This is a genomic window from Thiospirochaeta perfilievii (assembly GCF_008329945.1).
GTDB classification, from domain to species: domain Bacteria; phylum Spirochaetota; class Spirochaetia; order DSM-2461; family DSM-2461; genus Thiospirochaeta; species Thiospirochaeta perfilievii.
This window is the reverse complement of sequence record NZ_CP035807.1, coordinates 2,379,374-2,401,408: the sequence shown is the minus strand read 5'-3', so window position 1 is coordinate 2,401,408 and position 22,035 is coordinate 2,379,374. Positions and strand designations below refer to the sequence as shown.

25 protein-coding genes and 1 tRNA gene are annotated in these 22,035 nt (G+C 32.4%); 14 read left to right on the top strand and 12 right to left on the bottom strand.

Annotated features, from left to right (window positions below; all coding sequences use genetic code 11):
• Positions 1-2: 2 nt before the first annotated feature.
• From EW093_RS11000 to EW093_RS10980, 5 genes are all read left to right on the top strand, one after another.
• On the top strand, positions 3-905 hold the full coding sequence (locus tag EW093_RS11000) for a hypothetical protein (RefSeq protein WP_149568454.1): 903 nt from the start codon (positions 3-5) through the stop codon (positions 903-905).
• An 88-nt stretch (positions 906-993) separates the two neighbouring features.
• A tRNA-Ile gene (locus EW093_RS10995) sits at positions 994-1,067 on the top strand.
• Between the two features lie 513 nt (positions 1,068-1,580).
• The gene (locus tag EW093_RS10990) at positions 1,581-2,147 is read left to right on the top strand and encodes a hypothetical protein (protein WP_149568453.1); all 567 of its coding nucleotides are present in this window, start codon (positions 1,581-1,583) and stop codon (positions 2,145-2,147) included.
• Between the two features lie 47 nt (positions 2,148-2,194).
• Positions 2,195-2,476, top strand: a complete 282-nt coding sequence (locus EW093_RS10985) for a hypothetical protein (RefSeq protein ID WP_149568452.1) — start codon at positions 2,195-2,197, stop codon at positions 2,474-2,476.
• A gap of 46 nt (positions 2,477-2,522) precedes the next feature.
• Positions 2,523-3,664, top strand: a protein-coding gene (locus EW093_RS10980; protein ID WP_149568451.1) for an IS3 family transposase whose coding sequence is annotated in 2 segments (ribosomal slippage) — positions 2,523-2,763 and positions 2,763-3,664 — 1,143 coding nt in all. Because the reading frame shifts where the segments join, the coding sequence is not laid out codon by codon here.
• 219 nt (positions 3,665-3,883) lie between these two features.
• Here EW093_RS10980 and hcp read toward each other — a convergent pair.
• Entirely contained in the window at positions 3,884-5,131 is a 1,248-nt protein-coding gene (hcp, locus tag EW093_RS10975) for a hydroxylamine reductase (RefSeq protein WP_149568450.1), read from the bottom strand.
• Between the two features lie 76 nt (positions 5,132-5,207).
• On the opposite strand from hcp, the gene EW093_RS10970 reads away from it, so the two are divergent.
• From EW093_RS10970 to EW093_RS10960, 3 genes are all read left to right on the top strand, one after another.
• Complete coding sequence (locus tag EW093_RS10970) at positions 5,208-5,483, top strand: transposase (RefSeq protein WP_149567450.1); 276 nt, start codon at positions 5,208-5,210, stop codon at positions 5,481-5,483.
• An 11-nt stretch (positions 5,484-5,494) separates the two neighbouring features.
• Positions 5,495-6,385, top strand: coding sequence for an IS3 family transposase (locus EW093_RS10965; protein ID WP_149567449.1), 891 nt, complete (start codon positions 5,495-5,497; stop codon positions 6,383-6,385).
• An 88-nt stretch (positions 6,386-6,473) separates the two neighbouring features.
• The gene (locus EW093_RS10960; protein ID WP_149568449.1) at positions 6,474-7,274 is read left to right on the top strand and encodes a hypothetical protein; all 801 of its coding nucleotides are present in this window, start codon (positions 6,474-6,476) and stop codon (positions 7,272-7,274) included.
• 309 nt (positions 7,275-7,583) lie between these two features.
• Here the strand turns inward: EW093_RS10960 and EW093_RS10955 are convergent, their stop codons facing one another.
• The 9 genes from EW093_RS10955 to EW093_RS10930 form a co-directional block, all read right to left on the bottom strand.
• Positions 7,584-7,880 carry a DUF6444 domain-containing protein gene (locus EW093_RS10955; RefSeq protein WP_149568448.1) on the bottom strand — a complete coding sequence of 99 codons (297 nt, stop codon included), beginning with the start codon at positions 7,878-7,880 and terminating at the stop codon, positions 7,584-7,586.
• Between the two features lie 112 nt (positions 7,881-7,992).
• Positions 7,993-10,035 (bottom strand): restriction endonuclease subunit S, encoded by a 2,043-nt coding sequence (locus tag EW093_RS10950; protein WP_149568447.1) that lies wholly within the window; start codon positions 10,033-10,035, stop codon positions 7,993-7,995.
• A 164-nt stretch (positions 10,036-10,199) separates the two neighbouring features.
• Entirely contained in the window at positions 10,200-10,379 is a 180-nt protein-coding gene (locus tag EW093_RS18105) for a Fic family protein (RefSeq protein ID WP_223111686.1), read from the bottom strand.
• Positions 10,380-10,439: 60 nt separating this feature from the next.
• A complete protein-coding gene (locus EW093_RS10945) occupies positions 10,440-11,078 on the bottom strand; it encodes a virulence RhuM family protein (RefSeq protein WP_223111595.1) in 639 nt (212 codons plus the stop codon).
• Positions 11,071-12,366, bottom strand: coding sequence for an N-6 DNA methylase (locus tag EW093_RS10940; RefSeq protein WP_246745028.1), 1,296 nt, complete (start codon positions 12,364-12,366; stop codon positions 11,071-11,073). Before EW093_RS10940 ends, EW093_RS10945 begins: the two co-directional genes overlap by 8 nt.
• Positions 12,327-12,497 (bottom strand): type I restriction-modification system subunit M N-terminal domain-containing protein, encoded by a 171-nt coding sequence (locus tag EW093_RS17670; protein WP_246745027.1) that lies wholly within the window; start codon positions 12,495-12,497, stop codon positions 12,327-12,329. The genes EW093_RS10940 and EW093_RS17670 overlap by 40 nt, the downstream gene beginning before the upstream one ends.
• Before the next feature lie 11 nt (positions 12,498-12,508).
• Positions 12,509-12,607: a type I restriction-modification system subunit M N-terminal domain-containing protein gene (locus tag EW093_RS17665; protein ID WP_246745026.1), complete on the bottom strand. Its 99-nt coding sequence runs from the start codon at positions 12,605-12,607 to the stop codon at positions 12,509-12,511.
• A gap of 74 nt (positions 12,608-12,681) precedes the next feature.
• Positions 12,682-13,155: a hypothetical protein gene (locus EW093_RS10935; protein ID WP_149568446.1), complete on the bottom strand. Its 474-nt coding sequence runs from the start codon at positions 13,153-13,155 to the stop codon at positions 12,682-12,684.
• Between the two features lie 51 nt (positions 13,156-13,206).
• Positions 13,207-13,329: a DUF3157 family protein gene (locus EW093_RS10930; RefSeq protein ID WP_149568445.1), complete on the bottom strand. Its 123-nt coding sequence runs from the start codon at positions 13,327-13,329 to the stop codon at positions 13,207-13,209.
• Between the two features lie 471 nt (positions 13,330-13,800).
• Here EW093_RS10930 and EW093_RS10925 point away from each other — a divergent pair, with 471 nt between their 5' ends.
• From EW093_RS10925 to EW093_RS10915, 3 genes are all read left to right on the top strand, one after another.
• Positions 13,801-14,472 carry a phosphoglycolate phosphatase gene (locus EW093_RS10925; RefSeq protein ID WP_149568444.1) on the top strand — a complete coding sequence of 224 codons (672 nt, stop codon included), beginning with the start codon at positions 13,801-13,803 and terminating at the stop codon, positions 14,470-14,472.
• A 2-nt stretch (positions 14,473-14,474) separates the two neighbouring features.
• Positions 14,475-15,902, top strand: a complete 1,428-nt coding sequence (locus EW093_RS10920) for an FAD-dependent oxidoreductase (RefSeq protein WP_149568443.1) — start codon at positions 14,475-14,477, stop codon at positions 15,900-15,902.
• A 146-nt stretch (positions 15,903-16,048) separates the two neighbouring features.
• Positions 16,049-16,675, top strand: a complete 627-nt coding sequence (locus EW093_RS10915; protein ID WP_149568442.1) for a PAS domain-containing protein — start codon at positions 16,049-16,051, stop codon at positions 16,673-16,675.
• Between the two features lie 168 nt (positions 16,676-16,843).
• On the opposite strand, the gene EW093_RS10910 is transcribed toward EW093_RS10915, so the two are convergent.
• Positions 16,844-17,722: a ribokinase gene (locus EW093_RS10910; RefSeq protein WP_149568441.1), complete on the bottom strand. Its 879-nt coding sequence runs from the start codon at positions 17,720-17,722 to the stop codon at positions 16,844-16,846.
• A complete protein-coding gene (locus tag EW093_RS10905; protein ID WP_149568440.1) occupies positions 17,719-18,744 on the bottom strand; it encodes a LacI family DNA-binding transcriptional regulator in 1,026 nt (341 codons plus the stop codon). Before EW093_RS10905 ends, EW093_RS10910 begins: the two co-directional genes overlap by 4 nt.
• Before the next feature lie 411 nt (positions 18,745-19,155).
• Here EW093_RS10905 and rbsD point away from each other — a divergent pair, with 411 nt between their 5' ends.
• The 3 genes from rbsD to rbsC are packed head-to-tail and all read left to right on the top strand — an operon-like array spanning position 19,156 to position 22,013.
• Positions 19,156-19,575, top strand: a complete 420-nt coding sequence (gene rbsD, locus EW093_RS10900; protein ID WP_149568439.1) for a D-ribose pyranase — start codon at positions 19,156-19,158, stop codon at positions 19,573-19,575.
• A gap of 1 nt (position 19,576) precedes the next feature.
• Positions 19,577-21,088, top strand: coding sequence for a sugar ABC transporter ATP-binding protein (locus EW093_RS10895; protein ID WP_149568438.1), 1,512 nt, complete (start codon positions 19,577-19,579; stop codon positions 21,086-21,088).
• Positions 21,081-22,013: a ribose ABC transporter permease gene (gene rbsC / locus EW093_RS10890; RefSeq protein ID WP_149568437.1), complete on the top strand. Its 933-nt coding sequence runs from the start codon at positions 21,081-21,083 to the stop codon at positions 22,011-22,013. The genes EW093_RS10895 and rbsC overlap by 8 nt, the downstream gene beginning before the upstream one ends.
• Positions 22,014-22,035 lie beyond the last annotated feature (22 nt).

Below are 22,035 nucleotides of genomic sequence, written 5' to 3'. Positions count from 1 at the left end.
TTATGAAAAGAATACTTTTATTATCACTAATTAGTTTTTACTTATACTCTGGAGATCTTTCTACATATAATTTAAAGATTGTAAGTAGTATTAAAAAGAATAACCAAAATATAACAACTATTAACACAATAAATAATAAGCAGATATTAGTAAAATCTGATAAAACTCTTACCTTGGAACAAGAGGAGATTATTGGAAGAACATATAATACATTTTATAACTGGCCAGAGATGGATATTTCAACATCAAATATGGAGTTTGAAGATAATATACTAAGTACTGTTATTAATGTATCAAACCTTAACTATAATGGAGTTGAGATTTCCCAATATATGCCTTCAGGAATACAAATATATTACGATACTTTTTATGAGTATGATTTTAGAATGTTTAAAGATACTCTTTTTATGAGATTAAAAGGACAGTATTTTTCAAAAAAAGAGTTCCTAGATGAGTTATTAAAGGCTGTAAATGACCCTATTCTATATGTCCAAATTCATGATCCTGCATATTTAATAAAGCAAATCGCGAGTCTAAGAGATGAAAATCTTGAACAAACTGATAAAATCAGCACTCTAATAGATAATTATACTAATCTACTTAAGATGCATAATGAGCTTTTAAATAAACACTCTTTACTAAAAGAAGAGGTGGAACTTGATAAAATAGCCCAGACAAAACTTAAGAATGGGGTAATCTCTTTAAATAATAAATCTCTTTTTGGATCTTTAAATGAGTTTGACTCGACTTTAGTTGATGAGGTTATATCACTTAAGGAGGGTAATCCTGGTATTAAGGTTGAAGATATAGAGTTAACTCTTAAAGAGAAGGATATAAAATACTCAACTAAAGTTATTGAATCGATATTTATCATTTACTTTAATGAGTTTCCACAAAATGAGTAACGGATATATTAATTCCTCCCTTGCTCGGAAATTAATATTCCTCCCTTATTGACACAAATGGGTCCTTTCTATATATTACTAAATGCGCGGGCCTATAGCTCAGTTGGTTAGAGTCCCTGACTCATAATCAGGTTGTCCTTGGTTCAAGTCCAAGTGGGCCCACTTTTAAAGCACCTTTCAACTGAGGGTGCTTTTTTTATATCCTTTTACAATGCAAGGGTTTAGAACATTTCCAACTCATCTTTTTTACAATCTTCATACTATTAAATATACTACTGACGCCGATATTGACGCCTTTTTTTTATAATTGTTTTTGGAAAAGTTTCTATTTACAAAAAAAATTATCGCAAAGTTTTCATATTAATAATAGTATTATAAAGTGAGGTTAAACATGAGTAATAAACCTATAGTAATTTAATCATCTTTTTTACATTTTTAGGGTGTAATTTATATGATAAAAATAATTTAGAAAACAATCCTACAAATGATGAAAATTATGGTTTAGTTTCAGTATCTATTCCTACTAGTTCAAGTAGATCATGGGTTAACTCTGATTTATCAGAATATACTTATGACTATGAAATAATAGTTTACAATTCAAGTACTAATGTAGCTTCTGGACGATTAACAGAAGAAGGTCCTCATCAATTATCTGTACCCGTAGGGAATTATGATGTGCTAGTATTAGCAGGTGATTATCCTTACATCTATGCTCTAGGAGAAGCTGAATCAGTTTTAGTAGAAGCAGCTCAAATAACAACAGTTGATGTTGAGATTAATACATATCAAATAACTACTAATTGGCCAACCGATGATATACTTACAGGAACGACTTTTACTGTGACACATGAAATAACTCTTCCTATATCAGTTATTGACTTTAATACTGGCTCAACATTGTATAGTAAATATTATTTAGATAACAATACTTATTATTCAATAGATTTCTCTAGATCAGAAAATACATTTACAGCATCTACTGTAATAGATAGTCCAATAACATCAGGCGAATATACCTTACATATAATGAATACTTCAAGTATGTTAAAGCTAAATGATGATGATTATGATATATCATCAACCCTTAGTTCTTTTTGTAATAGTTACTGGGAATTAGATCTAAATATTTCAACAATCAACGAAGCTTACTATACAATGCAACCTTACTTTCAAGGAGAAATTAACGTTATTGATGATCCTAATAGAGGATTAAGTGTAACCATTGGTTGGGGAGAAGATTAATAAAATTACCAAATTATATTCCTAATTTAGATAATTGAATATTTTTTATGTATATAGAAACTTTTCCAAATACAAAATATCCCCCGCTCCCTGAAAGCATATTTAACAATAAAATAGGTTCTAAGGAGCACACATTGGGAAGACATAAATTACCTTACAAAATGAAAAAGCCTAATAAGCATCACAGATATTGGAGATATGTATTATCAACAGGACCGAGGACTGAGATATCAACTAAAACAAGAGTTAAATATGAAGCTGAGAGGATTGCGAAAGAAGCTTATCAAAAATCTTTAATTGAGAGAGAGTCTGTTATGAAAGTCCCCTAGTTTGGTAGGCATCATTATTTGATATATTATCAAAAGAGGAATTAGAATGAAGAGAAAAAGATACACAGAAGAGTTTAAGAAAGAAGCAGTCAAGCAAGTAGTTGATAGAGGTTACTCCCAAGCATCAGTAATGGAGAATTTAGGGATATCTCAAGCAAGTTTATTTAGATGGATAAAAGAGTTTGGTAAAGATAGACCACATGGGAATTCAAAACAAATTGATAAAGATGCGGAAATAGCTAGATTAAAGTCTAAGCTAAAAAGAGCTGAGGAAGAGCGTGATATATTAAAAAAGGCCGCAATGTACTTCGCGAACAACCCAGAGTAAAGTACATTTTTATTAAAGAACATAAGGTTGAGTTTAAAGTTATAACTATGTGTAGAGTTTTGAATCTTCATAGAAGTGGCTACTATGCATGGTTAAAGAATCCAGCATCAAATAGAGCAAAAGAAGACCAGGAATTTATAAAACAAATTAGACATTATTGGGTAGAAAGTGAAGAGTCTTACGGTTCTCCAAGAATATTTAAGGATTTTAAAGAAGCAGCGATCACCATTGGTGAGAATAGAATTGCAAGATTAATGAAATTAGAAGGCATTAAAGGTTTAATCCCAACATCCAAACATAAACACTCTTTAGGAGTAACATCTAATGTAGCTGAAAATCATTTAAATAGAGAATTTAACTGTACTAAACCCAATCAAAAATGGGTAACAGATATTACCTATATTAGGACTTTACAAGGTTTTGCATATTTAGCTGTAGTTGTAGATTTATACTCAAGAAAAGTAGTTGGTTGGTCTGTTAAAAACAATATGAGAGTAGAATTAGTTCTTGATGCATTGTTGATGGCAATCTGGAGGCGTCAACCAAGTGGGGAAGTTCTAATACACACAGATCAAGGATCCCAATTTGGGTCTGATTTATGGATAAGATTTTGTAAGGATCATAACCTAAAAAGAAGCATGAGTCGAAGAGGAAATTGTTGGGATAATTCCGTTGTTGAATCGTTTTTTAATTCTTTAAAGAAGGATAGAGTAAAGAGAGTTAAAACATATAAAACTATAGATGAAGCTAGATCTTCATTATTTGATTATATAGAATTCTTCTATAACCCTAAAAGACGACATGATTATTTAGGTCGAATAAGTCCAAATGAATTTGAAAAGAAATTAAATGTAAGTTAGTGTGTCTATAGAACTAGGGGAATTTCAATACTTGGCTGTATGAAGTGGAACGATGCCGATTAGAAATGGTGGATCTGCTATGAATAGATTCCTAATTGAGTATGAAGATCGGTTCTAATGAATATTGGCAGTTACACAGAATTTCTTACATTCTCTAATTAAGTTATTCAGGCTTTAAAATAACCAACTATTAAAATAGCTGGTTATTAGATCTATACACTATTTGAGGTGATTACCCCAATCATCATCAACATTAGTTGTATAGCTAATGTTAAACTGTTCAACTAGAAAATTAATTATATCATCATTAAAGAATTGCGCAGGTTTTGGCCCAATTTTAATATTCTGAATACCTAAACTAAAGAGAGCTAGGAGTATTATTACTGCTTTCTGCTCCATCCACATTAATTGTATATTTAATGGAAGTTCATTTACTGGTGTATCAAGTGCATCACTTAATGCTAATGCAATCTCAACTGCACCATAACTATCATTACATTGACCAAGATCAAGATACCTAGGAATTTCAGTTCCTGGGACTACTCCAAAATCTATATCGTTAAATCTAAATTTACCACAGCTCGAAGTCAATAGAACAGTAGTATTAGGAAGTCTGGAAGCTAACTCTCTAAAGTATTCCCCATCTTTACCTGGTGCATCGCAACCTGCTATTACAAAAAATTCTTTTATTTTACCTGATTTAACAGCATCAAGGATCTGAGGAGCTAATGTTAAAATTGTTTTAAAACTATGTCCAGTCATTAAAGTTTCATCGGAATTAAAACCTTCTGCATCAGCTAATGATAAAGTTTGTTCGATTACTTTTGTAAAATCATCATTTTCAATTTTTTTAATTCCCTCCACACCAGGAATTGAGTAACCATAAAATCTATCTAGGTATGTAGAAGATTTTGGAGGTGTTTGGATACAATTTGTATTCATAATAATTGTTCCATTCCACTTCTCGTATAATTTTTTTTGATCGTGCCAAGCTCCACCAATATTACCTTTTAAATGAGTAAATTTAAAAAGTTCAGGATATCCATGTGCGGGTAACATTTCTGAGTGAGTATAAACGTTAATTCCCTTACCTTCAGTTGCTATAAGTAGTTTTTTAAGCATAGTGAGGTTATGCCCAGAAACAAGAATGCATTTCCCTTCAGCTTTATTATTAGTGACCTGTTTAGGTATAGGCGTCCCATAAGCTTTATGATGAGCATCTCCTAATATTTGCATACATTTAGTTCCAGCTCTTCCAATCTCCATTAGCATAGATATATGATCATCAAAGTTAAAATTTGCGTTTGTAATACCGAAATATAACGCTTTTGTAGTTACATCATCAATATCTTTTACATGAGCCCCTAATTCGTCAGCATGATACCTATATGCAGCCATACCCTTTAACCCAAATACCATTGTATCCTGTAATCTAGCAAGAACTTCATCTTTGCCACAAGTACCCATTTTTTGACCTTTTGAACCTGGAGGATTATTATAAAAGTGCAGTCTAAAATATCCGAAAAAATATAAAGGGGTATAAATGACAACGTACAGTAAAGAATTTAAAGATCAGGCTCTAAAATTATCTGATGAAATAGGATTAAAAAAAGCTTCAGATCAACTTGGAGTAAAGTATAGCACACTTTCAGGTTGGAGAAGGAACAGGAGTAAAAAGAGTATAAATGTAGTTCAAAAAGATACAACTCCAATGACAGATAGAGAACTAAAAATGCAAAAAGAGATTCAAGAGCTAAAGCAAGCTAATGAAATTTTAAAGGATGCTCTTGGTTTTTTTGCCAAAGACCGGAAGAAGTAACAAAAAAAGAGATTTTTGCATATATAAAAGATCAAAGTGTTGAAGAATCAATACCAGTTATAAAAATGTGCAAATCTCTAAATGTCAGTGAGACGGGTTTTTATAAATGGAAAAGGAATAGAAACCGTCCTAAAGCATGGCAACTTCTTCTGGTCCAAATGCATGAGATTTTAGATGAACATCCAGATAATGAGAATTATGGAATCGAGAGGATGCAGTTAGCTTTGAAGCAAAAAGGTATAATAAAATGTTCCAGATCAACTGTAATTAGAGCAATGAGGAAGGGAAATCTTCTTCATAAGAGTAGAAGAAGCCCTAATGGACTTACAAAATCTGATAAAAAAGCAAATAGACCGGATAATGTTATCAAAAGGGATTTTACAGCTTCTAAACCAAACGAGAAGTGGTTGACTGATATTACAGAAATACCTTGCTCTGATGGAAAGTTGTATGTAGCTCCAATATTTGACTGTTTTGGAGGAGAAATAATAAGTCTAGCTATGGATAGTCATATGAGAAAAGAATTATGTATAAATGCAGTCAAGGAGGCATATAAGTTAAGAAATCCAGGGAATGGAGTCATCATCCATAGTGATGCTGGATCGCAGTATACAAGTGAAAAATATAAAAATACGCTTGGGGGATTTAAAGCTATTCAGAGTATGAGTGATGTAGGTAAATGCTATGATAACAGTCGTATGGAAAGTTTTTTTGCAACTCTAAAAAAAGAGAAAGTATATAAGATTAATACTAAAAAGTTGAAAAGAGAGGAAGTAAAAACTATAGTCTGGAGATATGTGATGACATATTATAATCGTCAAAGGATTTGTACTGTAAATGAAGGTGGATTTCCTCCAACTGTATTTAGGGAGATGATTACGGAGAAACTTACAGCTGCATAAATATTAAATTTTAGGTATTTATGACTGCACTGATATTGAATAATTCAAAATGGATATAAAAGTTAGTTCTCTTGAAATAAAATTACCTATGAGTGAAGCATTGAGTTTAGCAAAGGATCCTAATAATTCAATAATTTCTGATTTAAAAGTGAATATTAAAGGGATGAATTTTACCAGTAAATCTGATGGTACTAAACTTGAACAGGGTGACATGTCTATTGTTTTTAAGGGAAAAATTAATACTAAAATATTTGATATGGATGCTGCACCAACTGATGATGACTTTTTAATAGAGAAGATAGAGTTAAAAAACAATAATGTTATTTTTACATCAGCTATTGGTGTAATGAGTTTTGACGATTTTTCAATGGGTATAGATGGTAATATTAAAGCATCTGATTTAGAGAAAGATTATGATGAACTCGGTTATATTGCTCTAATGGATATATTTAAAAAAGTAAGTCTTAACTTTGAAGGATTTAAATATGAAGCTGATCAAGAAATTAGGCAAAGCTTAACTATGATGGCTTATATGTTTTTAGGAGAAGTTTCATTTATAGGGAACCAAGAGAACTGGGCTATAAATAAATTAGCTCTAGACGCTGGAAAAGATGATAGTACTATTACAATTGATTCTTTGGATTTAGCTACGAACTGGATTGATTTTAGAATTAATGCTTCATTTAATATAGATCAATCATTAGAAAGTTTTACACCTTTAAATTTCAAACTGAATATGAATGATTATATAGAAGACTTGCAACCATTCATAGAAATGTTTATTGGAGAGATGACTACTGAAACATTACCAGATGGTAAATTTGCTTTAAGTGTATCAATGAAAGATATGGAAAGTATGCCAGAGGTAAAATTAGAAGATTTAAATTAACACTAGGTTTAAATGTAGAAAGTCTTCTAATAATCAGGGATGATATTGGTTAAACTTTCTACATTAAAAATCAGTCCTAAAAAAGGCTAAAATGGACTTTTGAGAAAAGGTGAATACATATACTCCTTTCTCAATGTGGGCATTCTGTTATCACACCATGATATTCTGTAGTAAAAGCCTTCACAGGAGGAATATCTGTCACTTGTCGTTTATCAATATCTTTGATTTTAACATTTGATATATACTTATGGCAGTGTTCACAAAAATCAACTTTACATAAGATTAACTTATCAGAATCAGACATCTGATTTAGAGTCGAACCTTTACGCTTCTTTTTTGTACAGGATTTTGAGTTTTTTTCTTTTTATCCTTATTCTTGAATGGAGAATCTGTTGATGGAGGTTTACTACTATTACGACTATTTTTATTAAACTGATCTTCAAGCTTTATTATTCTTATACTCTGATCTTCAACTTTATCAATTAACACATCGATGGTATCTACTAGAGAAAATACGAGAGCCTCAACAGCATCAGGTCCTTGATCATATGCCTCTCTAGTCTGTTCACTAGTTATTGTAACTTTCTGAATCTTTTCTTGTCCCATCTATTATTTTATAAACTTAATTCAGAAATTATAAAAGGTCTTTAGATAGTTTTTATAAAAATTATAGGATATTATTTGTAATATAGCTGAGTGGTTACAAATAAATAAGTTATTAATGCTCAAACATCCACATATCATTGTGCTTATACATATTTAACCAATTTCCATTAACTCCACCCCAAAACCATAACTTACCTGTTGAGTCTGCCCAACTTGCTCCATTAGACCTTCCACTAGGTAAATTATCTACAGAAGATACACCTAATGTTCCATAAGTACCAGGAGATGTTCCAGCACTGCCTCTACCATCATTCTTAATTAAAGCCCATTGATTTATGCTGATATCATAACACCAAAGTGTATTGTAATAATATTGACTTCCACCAATACGTGAAGTAAAATGACCACCAAAAAGCCATAATTTCCCTTCTAAATCAACCCAACTTGATGAATCATTCATGGAGTGAGGCATATTATCTGAATTGTAAAGTCCAAGATCGGAATACGATCCTCCGCTATAGGTTTCTGAAGAGCCTCCCTTCCAAGTCCAATTTAATGAATCTTTATCTAACTTCCATAAATCATTTCTGTTTCCTCCGCCAAAAATCCACAGATTTCCTTCTTGATCCACCCAAGAAGCAGATGATTCTCGAGAACCACCAGGTGTACTATCTTTAGAAGTTATTCCTAAATTGTTATAGATAGGAGCAGCAGAATTCCCTCTCATCCAAGCCCATTGTTTTTTACTTACATCAAACTTCCATATATCATCTACATTTTTTTCTTTTCCAGATCCTGAAAAAAGCCATAAATCTCCTTCATTATCAATCCACCCATGAGATCCCATTCTAGCACTAGGTACATAATCCATTGAAAACTCTTCAGAGTTTTCACCAAGACCAGAACCAAGAGAATCCTTAGAAGTTGATCCACTCATCCAAGTCCAGATACCACTGCTTATTTCATACTTCCATAAATCATTTAATCGGCCTTTATTACCTGAACTATCATACCCATATCCACCAAAGACCCACAGATTTCCATCATCATCCGCCCAACCACATGAATTCTTACGTGCCCCTGGGTAGTCAGTTACTGATGAAATCTGGGATAAACCATATTTACCTGGAGTATTTACATCAGAAGCACCGGAAATCCATGACCATTCTTTACTACTTGAATCAAAACACCATAAATCATTAAGAAAACCTACTGATGAAGAATCACCAAGCCCATATCCACCAAATAACCAAAAGATTCCATCCTCACCAAGAAGAATATAATCTCCATCAAAAAGATAATCGTCAACAAAGCCAGCTATCGAGGCTGCTCCATAATAAGGATAAAGACCTTTTCTTTTTTCTCTTTCATTTTTTGATAAAGGAACTCTCATAAAATCAAATATTACTGAAATATCTGATAAATTACCAACTTCCCAGCCTTTAGGGATTTCTCCTAATTCACTTGGAACCATTTCACCACCTGATGATTTATATGGGAATCCGTCCTCATTAGGGAATTCAAAATCAACAAACCATCTTTTAAATAGAGTTTGTGCCATCTCTTCCAATGTTTCATTAATTTGGTTATTTAGTTCTATTTTGTCATCTAGGGATGATAGGATTGATGCTATTTTTTGTTGTTCAGTGATCTCTGGGAAAAATATTTCTATTTCTTCAACCATAGTTTTTGTAATTGCTTTCCTCGTTGCACCAGATGAAGCATAATTTAATAGATAGTTTTTATATCTATTGCTTACTAAAGAGTACTTTAAGAATTTATGATTTAATCTAGAAATATCTGGTCTTATTATCATAACATGCTGATTTACTCTAGCTGGTAATATTTCTTTATCTGGTTGGCAAACTCTTGCAACTGAATCACCTGTGATGTTAAGTAGAACATCATTTTCAAATACTTCAACATTTGATAATTCATCTGCCTGTTTCTTATCTATAAATGCTAATCCTGAATGTGAGAAAGTAAAATCTAATACATTTTGACTCCGTATTAAAGATATTCCAGATTTATGGTAGGCTTCTTTACCACCTCTAGGAGTTGCACCACTACCAATTTTTGTACATATATCTTTAAGGTAACAATAATCCCAATAGCTTGGAAATTTTCCGACATGGCTTTCCTTCCACTCACTCATCCCCTAGCCCCCCAAAGGTTTGAGTTTATATATAATTGATATTTAATTATTAACTTCATTTTATCATCATCCTTAATTATTACTATTTATTAGGTTAACTAGAACCTGGGTTATTATATCTTTCTCTTCCGGTCTGCTTTCTGCAATTAGTAGTGTTATTGCTACTAAAGTGTTGTCTGCAATTCTCTTTGTTTTGTCATCATTATTGCATAGATAAATATTGCTGCTGCTATTCTTTTGTTCCCATCGGTAAAGGAGTGGTTTTTAACTACAAAATAAAGTAGGTTAGCTGCTTTCTCCTCTATACTTGGATATACATCGTTATCAAATGCTGTTTGGAATATTGCACCTAGGGAACCTTTAAAAGATTCATCCTTCTCGAAACCAAAAAGATCTGTTGTAAATTAATCCTTCATGGAATTTATTACACTTACAGCTTCGCTATATGTTAAAAGGTAGGCTTCTCTGTTTGTAGTTTCTCTCTTTTTAATATCTTGGTGGTCGTATTCATCTAAAATAGTTAGGGCGTAGGTGTAGTCTGTAATTACTTTAAATATTCCCTTTGCTTCGTCTAATGTGTTTACTTCATTATTAAGGGTATTAGATGCTAAATTAACTATTTGTAGAATTTTGTTTAGTTTGTTCTGTTCCAACTTTTTCTCATTAAGTGCATAACCCCTAATTAGGTAATCTTTTAATATTGAGCTAGCCCATATTCTAAACTGAGTTGCAATACTACTTTTAACTCTATAACCAAAAGAGATTATTGCATCTAAATTGTAAAGCTTAACCTTTCTATTTACTTCCCTTGAACCCTCAATTCGAACTAACGAGGATTCCTCGACAGTTAACTCTTCTTGTAACTCACCCTCAGAAAATATATTTTTTAAATGTAAAGATATATTGTCTGAAGAACAATTATATAAGTCTGCCATCTCTTTTTGTGTTAGCCACAAAGAATCATCATGAAGTTTTACATCAAGATTAACCTTCCCATCTTTAGAGTTATATATAAGGATTTCACCTTTATTTTTTTCATCCATTTGGAAGCTCAAAACCTATGCTTTTAAGGTTCTCTCTTATCTCTTTTTCTAACTGATTCGATTTAGAGAACTGTTCTGATAGTTTAGATGTTAGTTCAGCCATTTTATCTTCAAATGGAATACCATCATCTTCTTCATCTGGAATACCTACATATCGTCCTGGAGTTAAGATGTAATCATGTTTAATAATATCTTCTAGTTTAGCTGCTTTAGAGAAACCTTTAACATCTTGATACTCTCCACCTTCAGTTCTCCATGAGTGATATGTTTCTGCAATTTTCTCAATATCTTCTGTTTTCAACTCTCTTAGCTTTCTATCAATCATAGTTCCCATGTTTCTAGCATCTATGAAAAGAGTCTCTTTCTCTCTAGTTCTATGTTTAGGGTTTGTTCCTTTACCTCTGTTAAGAATCCATATACATGCAGGAATACCAGTAGTTAAGAATAGTTTATCGGGCATTGCTATAACACAATCTACAATATCACCTTCTATCATAGCTTTTCTAATATCAACTTCGCTTGAAGTATTAGAAGATAGAGATCCATTAGCTAATACTATACCTGCTACACCATTTGGTTTTAACTGATGAACCATGTGTTGTAACCAAGCGTAGTTAGCATTACCCTCTGGAGGAGTTCCATATTGCCACCTAGCATCTCCAGTTAAACTCTCATGCCAGTAATCTTTTATATTAAATGGAGGATTTGCCATAATAAAATCCATCTTCTTAGTAACATGTTGATTTTTTGTAAAAGTATCAGCAGGTTCTTTACCTAAGTCTACTTCAATACCCCTAATAGCAAGGTTCATTTTACAAAGTTTCCAGGTAGTACCATTACTCTCTTGTCCAAATATGGAAATATCTCCTAAATTACCTTGATGAGCTTCTACGAACTTCTCAGATTGAACAAACATACCCCCAGAACCGCAGCATGGGTCATAAACCCTACCATAAGTTGGTTCTAAACACGATACTATAGTTTTAACTATTGATTCTGGTGTATAGAACTGACCACCATTCTTTCCCTCGGAGTTGGCAAACTTACCTAAAAAGAACTCATAAACCTGCCCTAAGACATCTTCATTTTTATTGTCCTTACTGTGTAGTTGGATGTTACCAATTATATCAATAAGTTCCCCAAGGCGACCTTTATCTAGGTTAGGATTAGTAAATACTTTATATAGCACATTTTTAAGTTGAACATTCTCTCTTTCGATATGTCCCATGGCTTCATCTATAACTTGACCTATTTCAGGAGTTTTAGCTTGGGATACAATCTGTGCCATCTAGCTTCTTTAGGAACCCAGAAGATATTCTCTGATGTATATTCATCTCTATCTTCTTCCCATCCATCACCTTCTTCTACTAGTTGTTGGTATTTTAATTCAAATTTATCACTTATATATTTTAGGAACACAAGACCAAGTACTACAATTTATACTCAGCAGGGTCCATATTATTTCTTAACTTATCACATGCTTTCCAGAGAATTTCTTGAAAGTTCTCCTCTTTCTTTTGTTTAGCCATTCAAACCTCATAGAATCTTATTAATTATTTTTTATCCAGTATATCCCCATTGCTTAAAAGCTAGAAGTATAAAATTATAATTCATCCATAGCTTCACCCTCAAAAGCTGCCTCTTTCATATCCTTTAGTTCAACTGATGTATAATCAATTTGATGGCTTATACTATAATTCTCACCTGTAATAGATATCTCTATATCTGTTTCATCCCCTTCCCATGTAGCATATTTAACATAGTGCCCCATACTTATAGCCATTCCTCGATATTGATAATCATCTTTATATAAATCATTCTTCCAGAAGTCGTCCTCTTCAGTGGGTTCTCCATACTTCTTAGTTAGTAGTTCTTCCATGTTGTTGAAATCTATCAGATAATCATTTTTATTACTGTGTTTTTCTGTAAAATAATATCTACCGCCGGTCAGTAAGTCATTTGTAAAAAAGTAGACAATTACACAATCTAATCCAGAAATATTTCCATTAAACATCAAGACTTTATCAGATCCACTTTCTAGTTTTTCCATAGTCTCAATTGATGCGACCTCTTCCATACTCATGCCCCAATTAGTCTTTCTAAAGTCAAACTCTTTAGCTGTCTTAGACTAAATATAAGACCAAGTAAAATCTTCATTAAGTGTTACTCTTTTACCAGTGGTTGTAATTGCACTTTCTTGTGCTTGTAATAGTGTTGTAACTGTTAGTAATAAAATTATTAATTTCTTCATTTTTTTTTAATCTCCTATATAAGAGATTTTGATTCATCTATGCGAAAGGTTGGTTCGCAGGAATTGTTGATATAGCGAAAAGTTTACATTTTAATTTTTTATTGCTTAACAGATGTTTTGTAGTGTGCCATTGCACTAAGTACTTTAGCTCGCTCTATTTCATACTAAGAAATTTTAGTAGCTTATCTATGTATTTATTTGAAACTCCTATCATTTTTTGGTTAATAGGTCTTAGTTTCATTATGATATTACCATTAGTAATACTTCTTTTATAGGTTATGAAATCTCTTATGATTTAATTCTCTTTTTATAGACCTTATTCTCCAATGCCGTAAAGGTGAACAAAATTTAAAGGATTAAGTTAAAGAAATATCTTCCACATTAGTCTAAAAAGCCATAGTACGAGGATCTTTTTTACTATTTTAATTGCGACCTTTGACAGAAAATATATCTTTTTCTATTATACTAATTATGATTTTTAATAATAAAAAACTTATAATATTTGATTTTGATGGAACTCTAATAAATAGTATACCTGACTTAACCTTATCTATTAATAAAATGCTAAGTAACTACAACTTGCCAAAATTAACAATTGAACAGGTTATCCCCTTTATTGGGAATGGAGCTAAACCACTAGTAGAGCGGTCTATAAATTACGCAACTAATGGTTTGGAAAAGTCTAATATTATTTTTGAAGAAGCATTTGAACTATACCTTGATTCTTATCGTCAGAATATATGTAATAAAACTTATACTTATAATGGTGTTGTTGATACTTTAAAATATCTACATAAAAAGGGATATAAGTTAGCAATTTGCACAAATAAACCATATATTTTTATAGAACCTATACTAAAGAAATTAAATATTAGAGATTATTTTAATCATTGGATAGGAGAAGACTCTATAACAGAAAAGAAACCTAGTGCAGCTCCCCTATTATATCTTGCAGAGAAAGAAAATGTTGAAATTTCCTCTTGCCTTATGGTAGGAGATTCAAAGAATGATATATATGCGGCTAAAAATGCAGATATGGATTGTGTTGGTGTCAGTTATGGGTATAATTACAACGAACATATTGCAGATTACAACCCAACTCATATTATTGATAATTTTGCAGAACTTCAGGAGTGTTTATAAGTATGGGCAAAGTCTATGATGTAGGAATAATTGGAGGTGGAATCTCTGGTTCTGTTACAGCTCTGCAGTTAGCAAATAGTGGTGTAGATACAATTCTGTTAGAACAAAAAGATAGCCTTGTAAATGGACCTCCATTTTGTCATCTTCATGCTGGAGGGAATTTATATCCCGATATTTCTGATGACCAATGTAAGTTATTAATGAAACAGTCCATTGAGATGTCCAGATTATTTCCTCAATCAATTGATAAAAGACCTACTCTAATAACTGTACCTAAAACAGAAAAGCTCGAACCAGATCAAATAGAACGTCGTTTAAAGATGTTAGTTCAACACTACAAAAAACTAATAGAAGAGGAAAAAGATAACTCTGTTCTAGGAGAAGCTAAAGATTATTATAAAATATACTACAGAGACGAATTAGACTCTTTAAAAGAGAAACCAAAGGTTGATAACCCACAATCTGTAGATGACTGGATGGTTAATGCAATTAAAGTTATTGATTATCATAAGTTAAAAATGCCTATTTTTATGGTACAAGAGTATGGCTGGAATATGTTTCGTTTGGCAGCTCAGGCTCAATTAGCTCTAGAATCGGCAGAATATTGTGAGCTAAAAACAAATACCACAGTAACTTTAATTGAAGATGTTCGTAATAAATATTTGGATTATAATTGGAAATTACATACAAAAAACAGTGTATACAAAGTAAAATACCTTGTTAATTCAAGCGGATACAAAACAGGTAGTATAGATAAGTCATTAAAACTCAATCCTAAGCGTTTAATTGAATTTAAAGCTGCTTATGTTTCAAAATGGGATAATTCTCATGGAATGCTACCAGAAATAATTTTCCATGGAGAGAGAGGAACTCCCAATGGAATGGCCCAACTCACACCTTACTATGGGAATTATTTCCAGATTCATGGAATGACTGATGAAATAACTCTATTTAAAGGAGGTTTAGTTAGAAGAACAACTAATGATGGAGTACCTGATTTTAATGATGATATATTAAAAAAATTAAACGATGGTTGGGAACAAAATGAAGTCAATTCTAGGACAGAAAGAGCCATTAATTTTATTGCCAGGTTTATACCCTTATTTAAAGATGCTAGTGTTGCTGGACCTCCCCTCTTTGGAGCCCAACAGATAGTAGGGACTGATTCACGGTTAAGAGTTGGGGAAGTAAGCTTTCCTGAAAAATTCTATGCTCGATCCGAAATAATTAAAGCATCATCTGCTTTAACTGTAGCAAGAAAAATAGTCAACAATGTTCAACGAAATAATAATTCAACTCTGGTAGCTAAGGAATCATATAAAAATAGCTTGATAAATAGTATAAAAAAAGTAGATATTGAACGTAATTCCAAAACTATAGCTTTAAGGCGAGGGTTTCCTGAAGAAATGGCTAATCTACTTGTAAAATAATAGAAATAATTACATTCAGGACTCTCTCTTTAACGTTTTTTGAATTATTATGGTGCCTTAAAATGCTTTAATAATTGAAAGTAATAGTTATTCGAAATTTATTTATTGCCTTGACATATCTATACCTATTACTAATAACTTATAATATGAATGATATATTAGATAACTATTTATATAAGTCAATATTTCCTTGGTGGGAGTGGGATATTAAGAATAATGCTGTAACATTTAATGATAAAAAAGCAACTATGCTAGGGTATGATCCTAAAGACTTTAGAGGAGCAAAGTATCAGAACTTTACAAACTTATTACACAAAGATGATTACCATAGAACTATGCAGTCAATGAAAATAGTTCTAGATGGGCGTAAAGAACTTTATCAAATAGATTATAGGATTCTTGCATCTGATGGAACCTATAAATGGTACATGGATAGAGGAACAGTAATTGAGAAAGAGTATGGGAACCCTATAAGGATGAGGGGAATAGTAATAAATTTGGGTTCAGAAGATAACCCAAGAGAAGCATCTGATATACTCTTAGATTTTATTAAAACTGAAAGTAAGGTTTATTTAAACAATAAAGAACAGCATATTTATACTCTCTGTTCAAACTGTTCTAGGGTTAAAGCAGAAAACGATAGGTGGGTTCCAGTCTCTGATATAATTATATCAAAATTAGAAGGTGCAGGGTCCCATGGAATCTGTCCAAGTTGCATACAAAAATTATATCCTGAATATGCAGAAAAGGTATTAGAGGCTATTCCCATCTAATTTTATATAAGATCCCCTAAGGGTTATTTTAAAAGTTAGTTGTTTTTGGGACAACTAAATTACAAGGGTACTGAATCATCCTAAACTCAGCTTCCATTATCACTAAGCCATAGCTTACTCATCTGAAAGTAATAATGATAGATTAGAGTACCTCAAAAAACTCGATCTTTAAAATTGTAACTCTTCAACCCTTGGTATTGAGTCCATGGCACCTACCCTAGAGACAGTTATTGAAGAAGCTTTTGAAGCTCTCTCCATAGCCTCTTTAACCTTATAACCAGAGATTAAAGATGCCAGATAATATCCAAGGAAAGTATCACCTGCAGCAGTAGTATCTACAGCCTTTGTTTTAGTTATAGGAACGTGTTCTCTTAACTCATTTCTTCCATAATTAGCACCTTTCTCTCCAAGAGTCATTACTATATCAGTATCTGGATACTTCATAGTTAGCTCGTTAAGAATCTCATCAAAACTACCACTTATTCCAGATAGACCCTCCGCCTCTAACTCATTAACAATCAATATATCTACTAAATCCAAAGGCCAGGAGCAAATAGATTCACTAAAAGGAGCTGGATTAAGACAGATGTTCATCTCTTTATCTTTAGCTGCTTTAATAATTTCAGGAATTAAATTTATCTCATTCTGAAGAACTAGATAATCCCCTTTTTCAAAATATGATAGAGTCTCATCAATCTCTTTCTTAGTAATTTTTTGATTACCACCACCAAGTAAAATAATAGAATTTTCTGCATCTGAAGTTACTTGAATTATAGCTTGACCTGTAGGCCCTTGATAACTCTTTATTAACTCAGACTTAACCCCATAAGTCTCAAGCTTATCTTTTAACCATAAACCATCTTCCCCTATCTTACCTGCATGCCAAACCTCAGCCCCCGCTTTTGCTAAAGCCACAGATTGATTAGCCCCTTTTCCACCTGCAAATCTCGTAGAATCACTACTAGAGATAGTTTCTCCTGGTCGAACAATATGGGGTACCTGATAAACTAAATCTATATTAATAGAACCATAACTAAGTATTTTCATAATTTAACCTCTCCTAAACTATCTCGTTTTATTAATTCCCTTCCTATATATACCTTTTCATAAGGTAGATCCTCGGAAGATTGTAAACGTCTATTTAATAATTGGAATGCTCTACGACCAATTCTAGTTTTTGATACTTTTATTGATGATAAAGGGGGATCTGAAAGTAAACATGATGGAAGATCATCAAAACCAATAATAGATATATCATTAGGAATATCTAATCCTTTCTCCTTTAATGCCTTCATACAACCAAAGGAGATAATATCGCAGACACAAAAGAGTGCCGTAGGAAGTTCCCGTCCTTCTTCTAACTGTGTTTTCATATCCATATAGGATTTCTTAAATGTTGAATCAACTGAATATTCCCAACTTTTGTTCTGTTCCAAACCAAAATATGCTAGAGCATCATAAAAACTCTTCTCTCGATGCTTAAAATTTCTAGTTTCAAACGAAGATTTAACCAAACCAATTTTTTTGTGTCCAAGCTCTTTAAAGGCTGAAACTATTGAAAACACAGCACCTTCGTTATCCATGTCTACAAAATCAAAATGAGAATAGGGGTGGCTGGCATCTATAAAAACTATTGGAATATTTATTTTATCAAATAGAGGAATATCTTCACTCTTTAATTCAGTGGCTAAAACAACCATCCCTGATACAGTTGAATTATCAAGTTCAGATATAATCTCATTAATATCAAAGGAGTTATAGTTTCTTATTTCAAGTCCATATCCAAACTCCTTAGCTTCCTTTTCTATTCCATCGGTATAATCAGATATAAATACACTGTGATCACGATTTATAATATGCCCATGCTTTGCGATCTTTAAAAATCTTACGACTCCCTTAGACTTAGAAGTTTTTTTAACTTTTGGAATATTATATCCAAGGGAATCCACAGCTTCAAAGACAATCTTTCTAGTTTTTTCACCAACTCCAATTTTGTTATTAAGAACTAATGAAACTGTTGCTGGGGAGACTCCAGCCTTATTGGCAACATCTCTTATCGTTATACTCATAAAATCATATTACATAGTAGCTATTCATCTGTCAATTAAAATAGCCTTAAACACTAAACAAAATACCTTCGATTTAACTAAACATTATACTTTTGTTTAGTTAGATTATAATTATATTTATATCTTTAGATTTTTATATTTTAAATATTATCAAGTTAATTTATAATTAAAAACAAAAACTACAATGAACATAAATACGCTATAATTATCTATATAATAAGTATTTAAGCAATAATAAAATAAATATATGGAATTTGGTCTAGAATAGATTATAATTAGTTAAGGGGATAAAGATATTAAGTTTAAAGAGAATTAATTTTAACTAAAATATATAATTTTGTTTAGATTTAACTTGACAGGAGCTAAAACCAGTGCGATTGTTAACTAAACAATAATACTAAAGGGGTGGTTATGAAGAGAGGTCTTTTACTAAACTCTAGGGTTTCTTCTGTAATATCTAAAATGGGTCACACAGATAGTTTAACTATTGCAGATGCGGGTCTACCGATCCCAGACTCAACAGAAAGAATTGATTTAGCGCTAAAAGCTGGAATCCCAGCATTTTCTGATGTTCTAAGTACAGTTCTTAGCGAGCTATGTGTTGAGAGAGTAGTTTTAGCCAATGAGATTAAAGATTTTAATCCTACAGGTCTTAAAGAGATTGAAAATATCATAAACAGATATGAGAAAGAGTCTGGGTTTACTATTACAATAGAATTTATGCCCCATGAAAACTTCAAACATGAGACTACAGCTTCTAATGCTGTAATAAGAACTGGAGAAATAAAACCATATGCAAATATAATCTTATACTCAGGAGTTGTTTTTTAATATGAAAGAAAAAAAGCCCATCCTACAAATGGAAAACATTACAAAAGATTTCCCTGGAGTTAAAGCACTAGACTCAGTGCACCTGAATGTATTCAAAGGAGAAGTAATGGCTCTTCTTGGTGAAAATGGTGCTGGTAAATCGACACTTATGAAAATTTTAAGTGGTGTATATGAAAACGAAAAGGGAAGTATTTTACTTAAAGATAAAAGCATTCAAATTACTTCACCTAAAAATGCAATGGATTTAGGGATAGGAATAATTCACCAAGAACTAAACCTAATCCCTGGACTTACAGTTGGAGAAAACATCTTTCTAGGGAAAGAACCGACTAACAAGAGTAAAAACATAAATTGGAATAAGCTATATACAGATTCAGATAACTTATTAAAACGATTAGGTAGTTCAATAAACTCAAAAGCTCCTGCCTCCACCCTAAGTATTGGAGACCAACAGATGGTAGAGATAGCAAAGGCACTATCAGTTGATGCAGAAATACTTATTTTTGATGAACCAACTGACGCTTTAACAGACCGGGAAGCTAATAACTTATTTAGAGTAATTGAAGAACTAAAGGAAAATGGAAAAGGAATTGTTTACATATCCCATAGGCTACCAGAAGTATTTGAAATATGTGATCGTGTAACTGTATTAAGAGATGGTCAGTTTATTGGAGAGAGAGCTGTTTCTGAGTTAGATGAAGATGGAATTATTGAGATGATGGTTGGAAGAAAGTTAACAGATCAAATTCCATTCTCACCCCATAGAGCAGGAGAGATCCTTTTAGAAGTTAAAGACTTTAACAGTTCTGTAAGCAACAATATAAATTTCAACATTAAACAGGGCGAAATTGTTGGAATTGGAGGTCTAATGGGTGCTGGTCGAACAGAGATGGCACTATCTCTATACGGAATGTACCCATGTAATAGTGGAGAGATAATTCTAAATGGCCAGAGTATAAAAATAGATAGCCCTCAAAAAGCAATAGAGAAAGGTATTGCTTATGTTTCAGAAGACAGAAAGCAGTTGGGTCTATTTCTAGGTCTCTCTATTAAAGACAACATAACCCTACCTGCTTTAAAAGAATTCGAAAAGTTATTATATAAAATTGATGAGAAAGAGCGTAACAGTTCAGTTGATGAGTATATTAATCAAATATCAATAAAAACTCCTAATAGAGACCAACTAGTTGGAAACCTAAGTGGAGGGAATCAACAAAAAATTGCTATAGCTAGAGGGCTAATAACCAAACCTAAGCTACTTATTCTCGATGAACCAACTCGGGGTGTCGATGTAGGAGCAAAAAAAGAGATATATACCCTTATAAATAAATTTAAAGATGAGGGATTAGCAATTTTAATGATCTCGTCTGAGATGCCAGAATTACTAGGTTTAAGCGATAGAATATTAGTAATGCACAATAATACTATTACAGGAGAACTATCCCGTGATGAAGCTTCCCAAGAATCAATAATGAGAATGGCAGTAGGCCTTAAGGAGAAAGTAAGTGAATAAAGAGAGACTAAATAGATTAAAACCACTAATAGGATTACTGATCTTTTCAGTTATTATATCCATAATAAACCCAAGATTTTTATCAATTTTTAATATACTAAACGTCTTAAGGCAAACATCGATTAATGCCATTATTGCTGCTGGTATGACCTTTGTAATATTAACAGGAGGAATCGACCTTTCTGTTGGTTCTGTACTTGCATTTAGTGGAGCAGTTGCAGCAGCTATGGTCGCAGCAGGTCAACCTTTAATATTAGTTTTAATTGTTACACTGATTACAGGAACTGCTATGGGTCTTGTTACAGGGACAATAATTAGTCGTGGTAAGGTTCAAGCTTTTATTGCAACTTTAGTTACTATGACAATTGTTCGAGGGGCAACACTTGTATTTACTGAAGGAAAGCCAATTAATGCTGGAATTGGTAGAGCATCAGATTCCTTTGCATGGCTAGGTGGTGGTTATATTTTAGGGATTCCAGTCCCTGTATACATAATGGCTGTTGTATATGCAATTGTTTGGTACACACTGCATCAAACAAGATTTGGAAGATACACATATGCACTTGGAGGAAATGAAGAAGCTGCAAGACTGTCTGGACTTTCGACCAAAAAACTAAAAACTATAGTCTACGGTATAAGTGGTTTTTTAGCCTCCTTATCAGGGATAATTATGACATCTAGGCTATCATCCGCCCAACCAACAGCAGGAACAGGTTACGAACTTGATGCCATAGCAGCAGTAGTTCTTGGAGGAACCAGTTTAGCAGGAGGTTCTGGGAGAATTCTTGGTACAGTTGTAGGTGCATTAATTATTGGTGTTCTTAATAACTCATTAAATCTTATGAATGTATCATCCTACTACCAGATGATAGCAAAGGGTGCCGTTATCCTCTTAGCAGTATTGATAGATAGAAAAAATAAATAGCAAAACTACTCTAATTTTAGAG

Bases quoted from the DNA above. Each gene is read 5' to 3' on its own strand.
- EW093_RS11000 (WP_149568454.1), top strand. From the start codon at position 3: ATGAAAAGAATACTTTTATTATCACTAATTAGTTTTTACTTATACTCT.
- EW093_RS10985 (WP_149568452.1), top strand. From the start codon at position 2,195: ATGTATATAGAAACTTTTCCAAATACAAAATATCCCCCGCTCCCTGAA.
- hcp (WP_149568450.1), bottom strand. From the start codon at position 5,131: ATGGGTACTTGTGGCAAAGATGAAGTTCTTGCTAGATTACAGGATACA.
- EW093_RS10970 (WP_149567450.1), top strand. From the start codon at position 5,208: ATGACAACGTACAGTAAAGAATTTAAAGATCAGGCTCTAAAATTATCT.
- EW093_RS10960 (WP_149568449.1), top strand. From the start codon at position 6,474: ATGAGTGAAGCATTGAGTTTAGCAAAGGATCCTAATAATTCAATAATT.
- EW093_RS10955 (WP_149568448.1), bottom strand. From the start codon at position 7,880: ATGGGACAAGAAAAGATTCAGAAAGTTACAATAACTAGTGAACAGACT.
- EW093_RS10950 (WP_149568447.1), bottom strand. From the start codon at position 10,035: ATGAGTGAGTGGAAGGAAAGCCATGTCGGAAAATTTCCAAGCTATTGG.
- EW093_RS10945 (WP_223111595.1), bottom strand. From the start codon at position 11,078: ATGGATGAAAAAAATAAAGGTGAAATCCTTATATATAACTCTAAAGAT.
- EW093_RS10940 (WP_246745028.1), bottom strand. From the start codon at position 12,366: ATGGCACAGATTGTATCCCAAGCTAAAACTCCTGAAATAGGTCAAGTT.
- EW093_RS17665 (WP_246745026.1), bottom strand. From the start codon at position 12,607: ATGGCTAAACAAAAGAAAGAGGAGAACTTTCAAGAAATTCTCTGGAAA.
- EW093_RS10935 (WP_149568446.1), bottom strand. From the start codon at position 13,155: ATGGAAGAGGTCGCATCAATTGAGACTATGGAAAAACTAGAAAGTGGA.
- EW093_RS10930 (WP_149568445.1), bottom strand. From the start codon at position 13,329: ATGAAGAAATTAATAATTTTATTACTAACAGTTACAACACTATTACAA.
- EW093_RS10925 (WP_149568444.1), top strand. From the start codon at position 13,801: ATGATTTTTAATAATAAAAAACTTATAATATTTGATTTTGATGGAACT.
- EW093_RS10920 (WP_149568443.1), top strand. From the start codon at position 14,475: ATGGGCAAAGTCTATGATGTAGGAATAATTGGAGGTGGAATCTCTGGT.
- EW093_RS10915 (WP_149568442.1), top strand. From the start codon at position 16,049: ATGAATGATATATTAGATAACTATTTATATAAGTCAATATTTCCTTGG.
- EW093_RS10910 (WP_149568441.1), bottom strand. From the start codon at position 17,722: ATGAAAATACTTAGTTATGGTTCTATTAATATAGATTTAGTTTATCAG.
- EW093_RS10905 (WP_149568440.1), bottom strand. From the start codon at position 18,744: ATGAGTATAACGATAAGAGATGTTGCCAATAAGGCTGGAGTCTCCCCA.
- rbsD (WP_149568439.1), top strand. From the start codon at position 19,156: ATGAAGAGAGGTCTTTTACTAAACTCTAGGGTTTCTTCTGTAATATCT.
- EW093_RS10895 (WP_149568438.1), top strand. From the start codon at position 19,577: ATGAAAGAAAAAAAGCCCATCCTACAAATGGAAAACATTACAAAAGAT.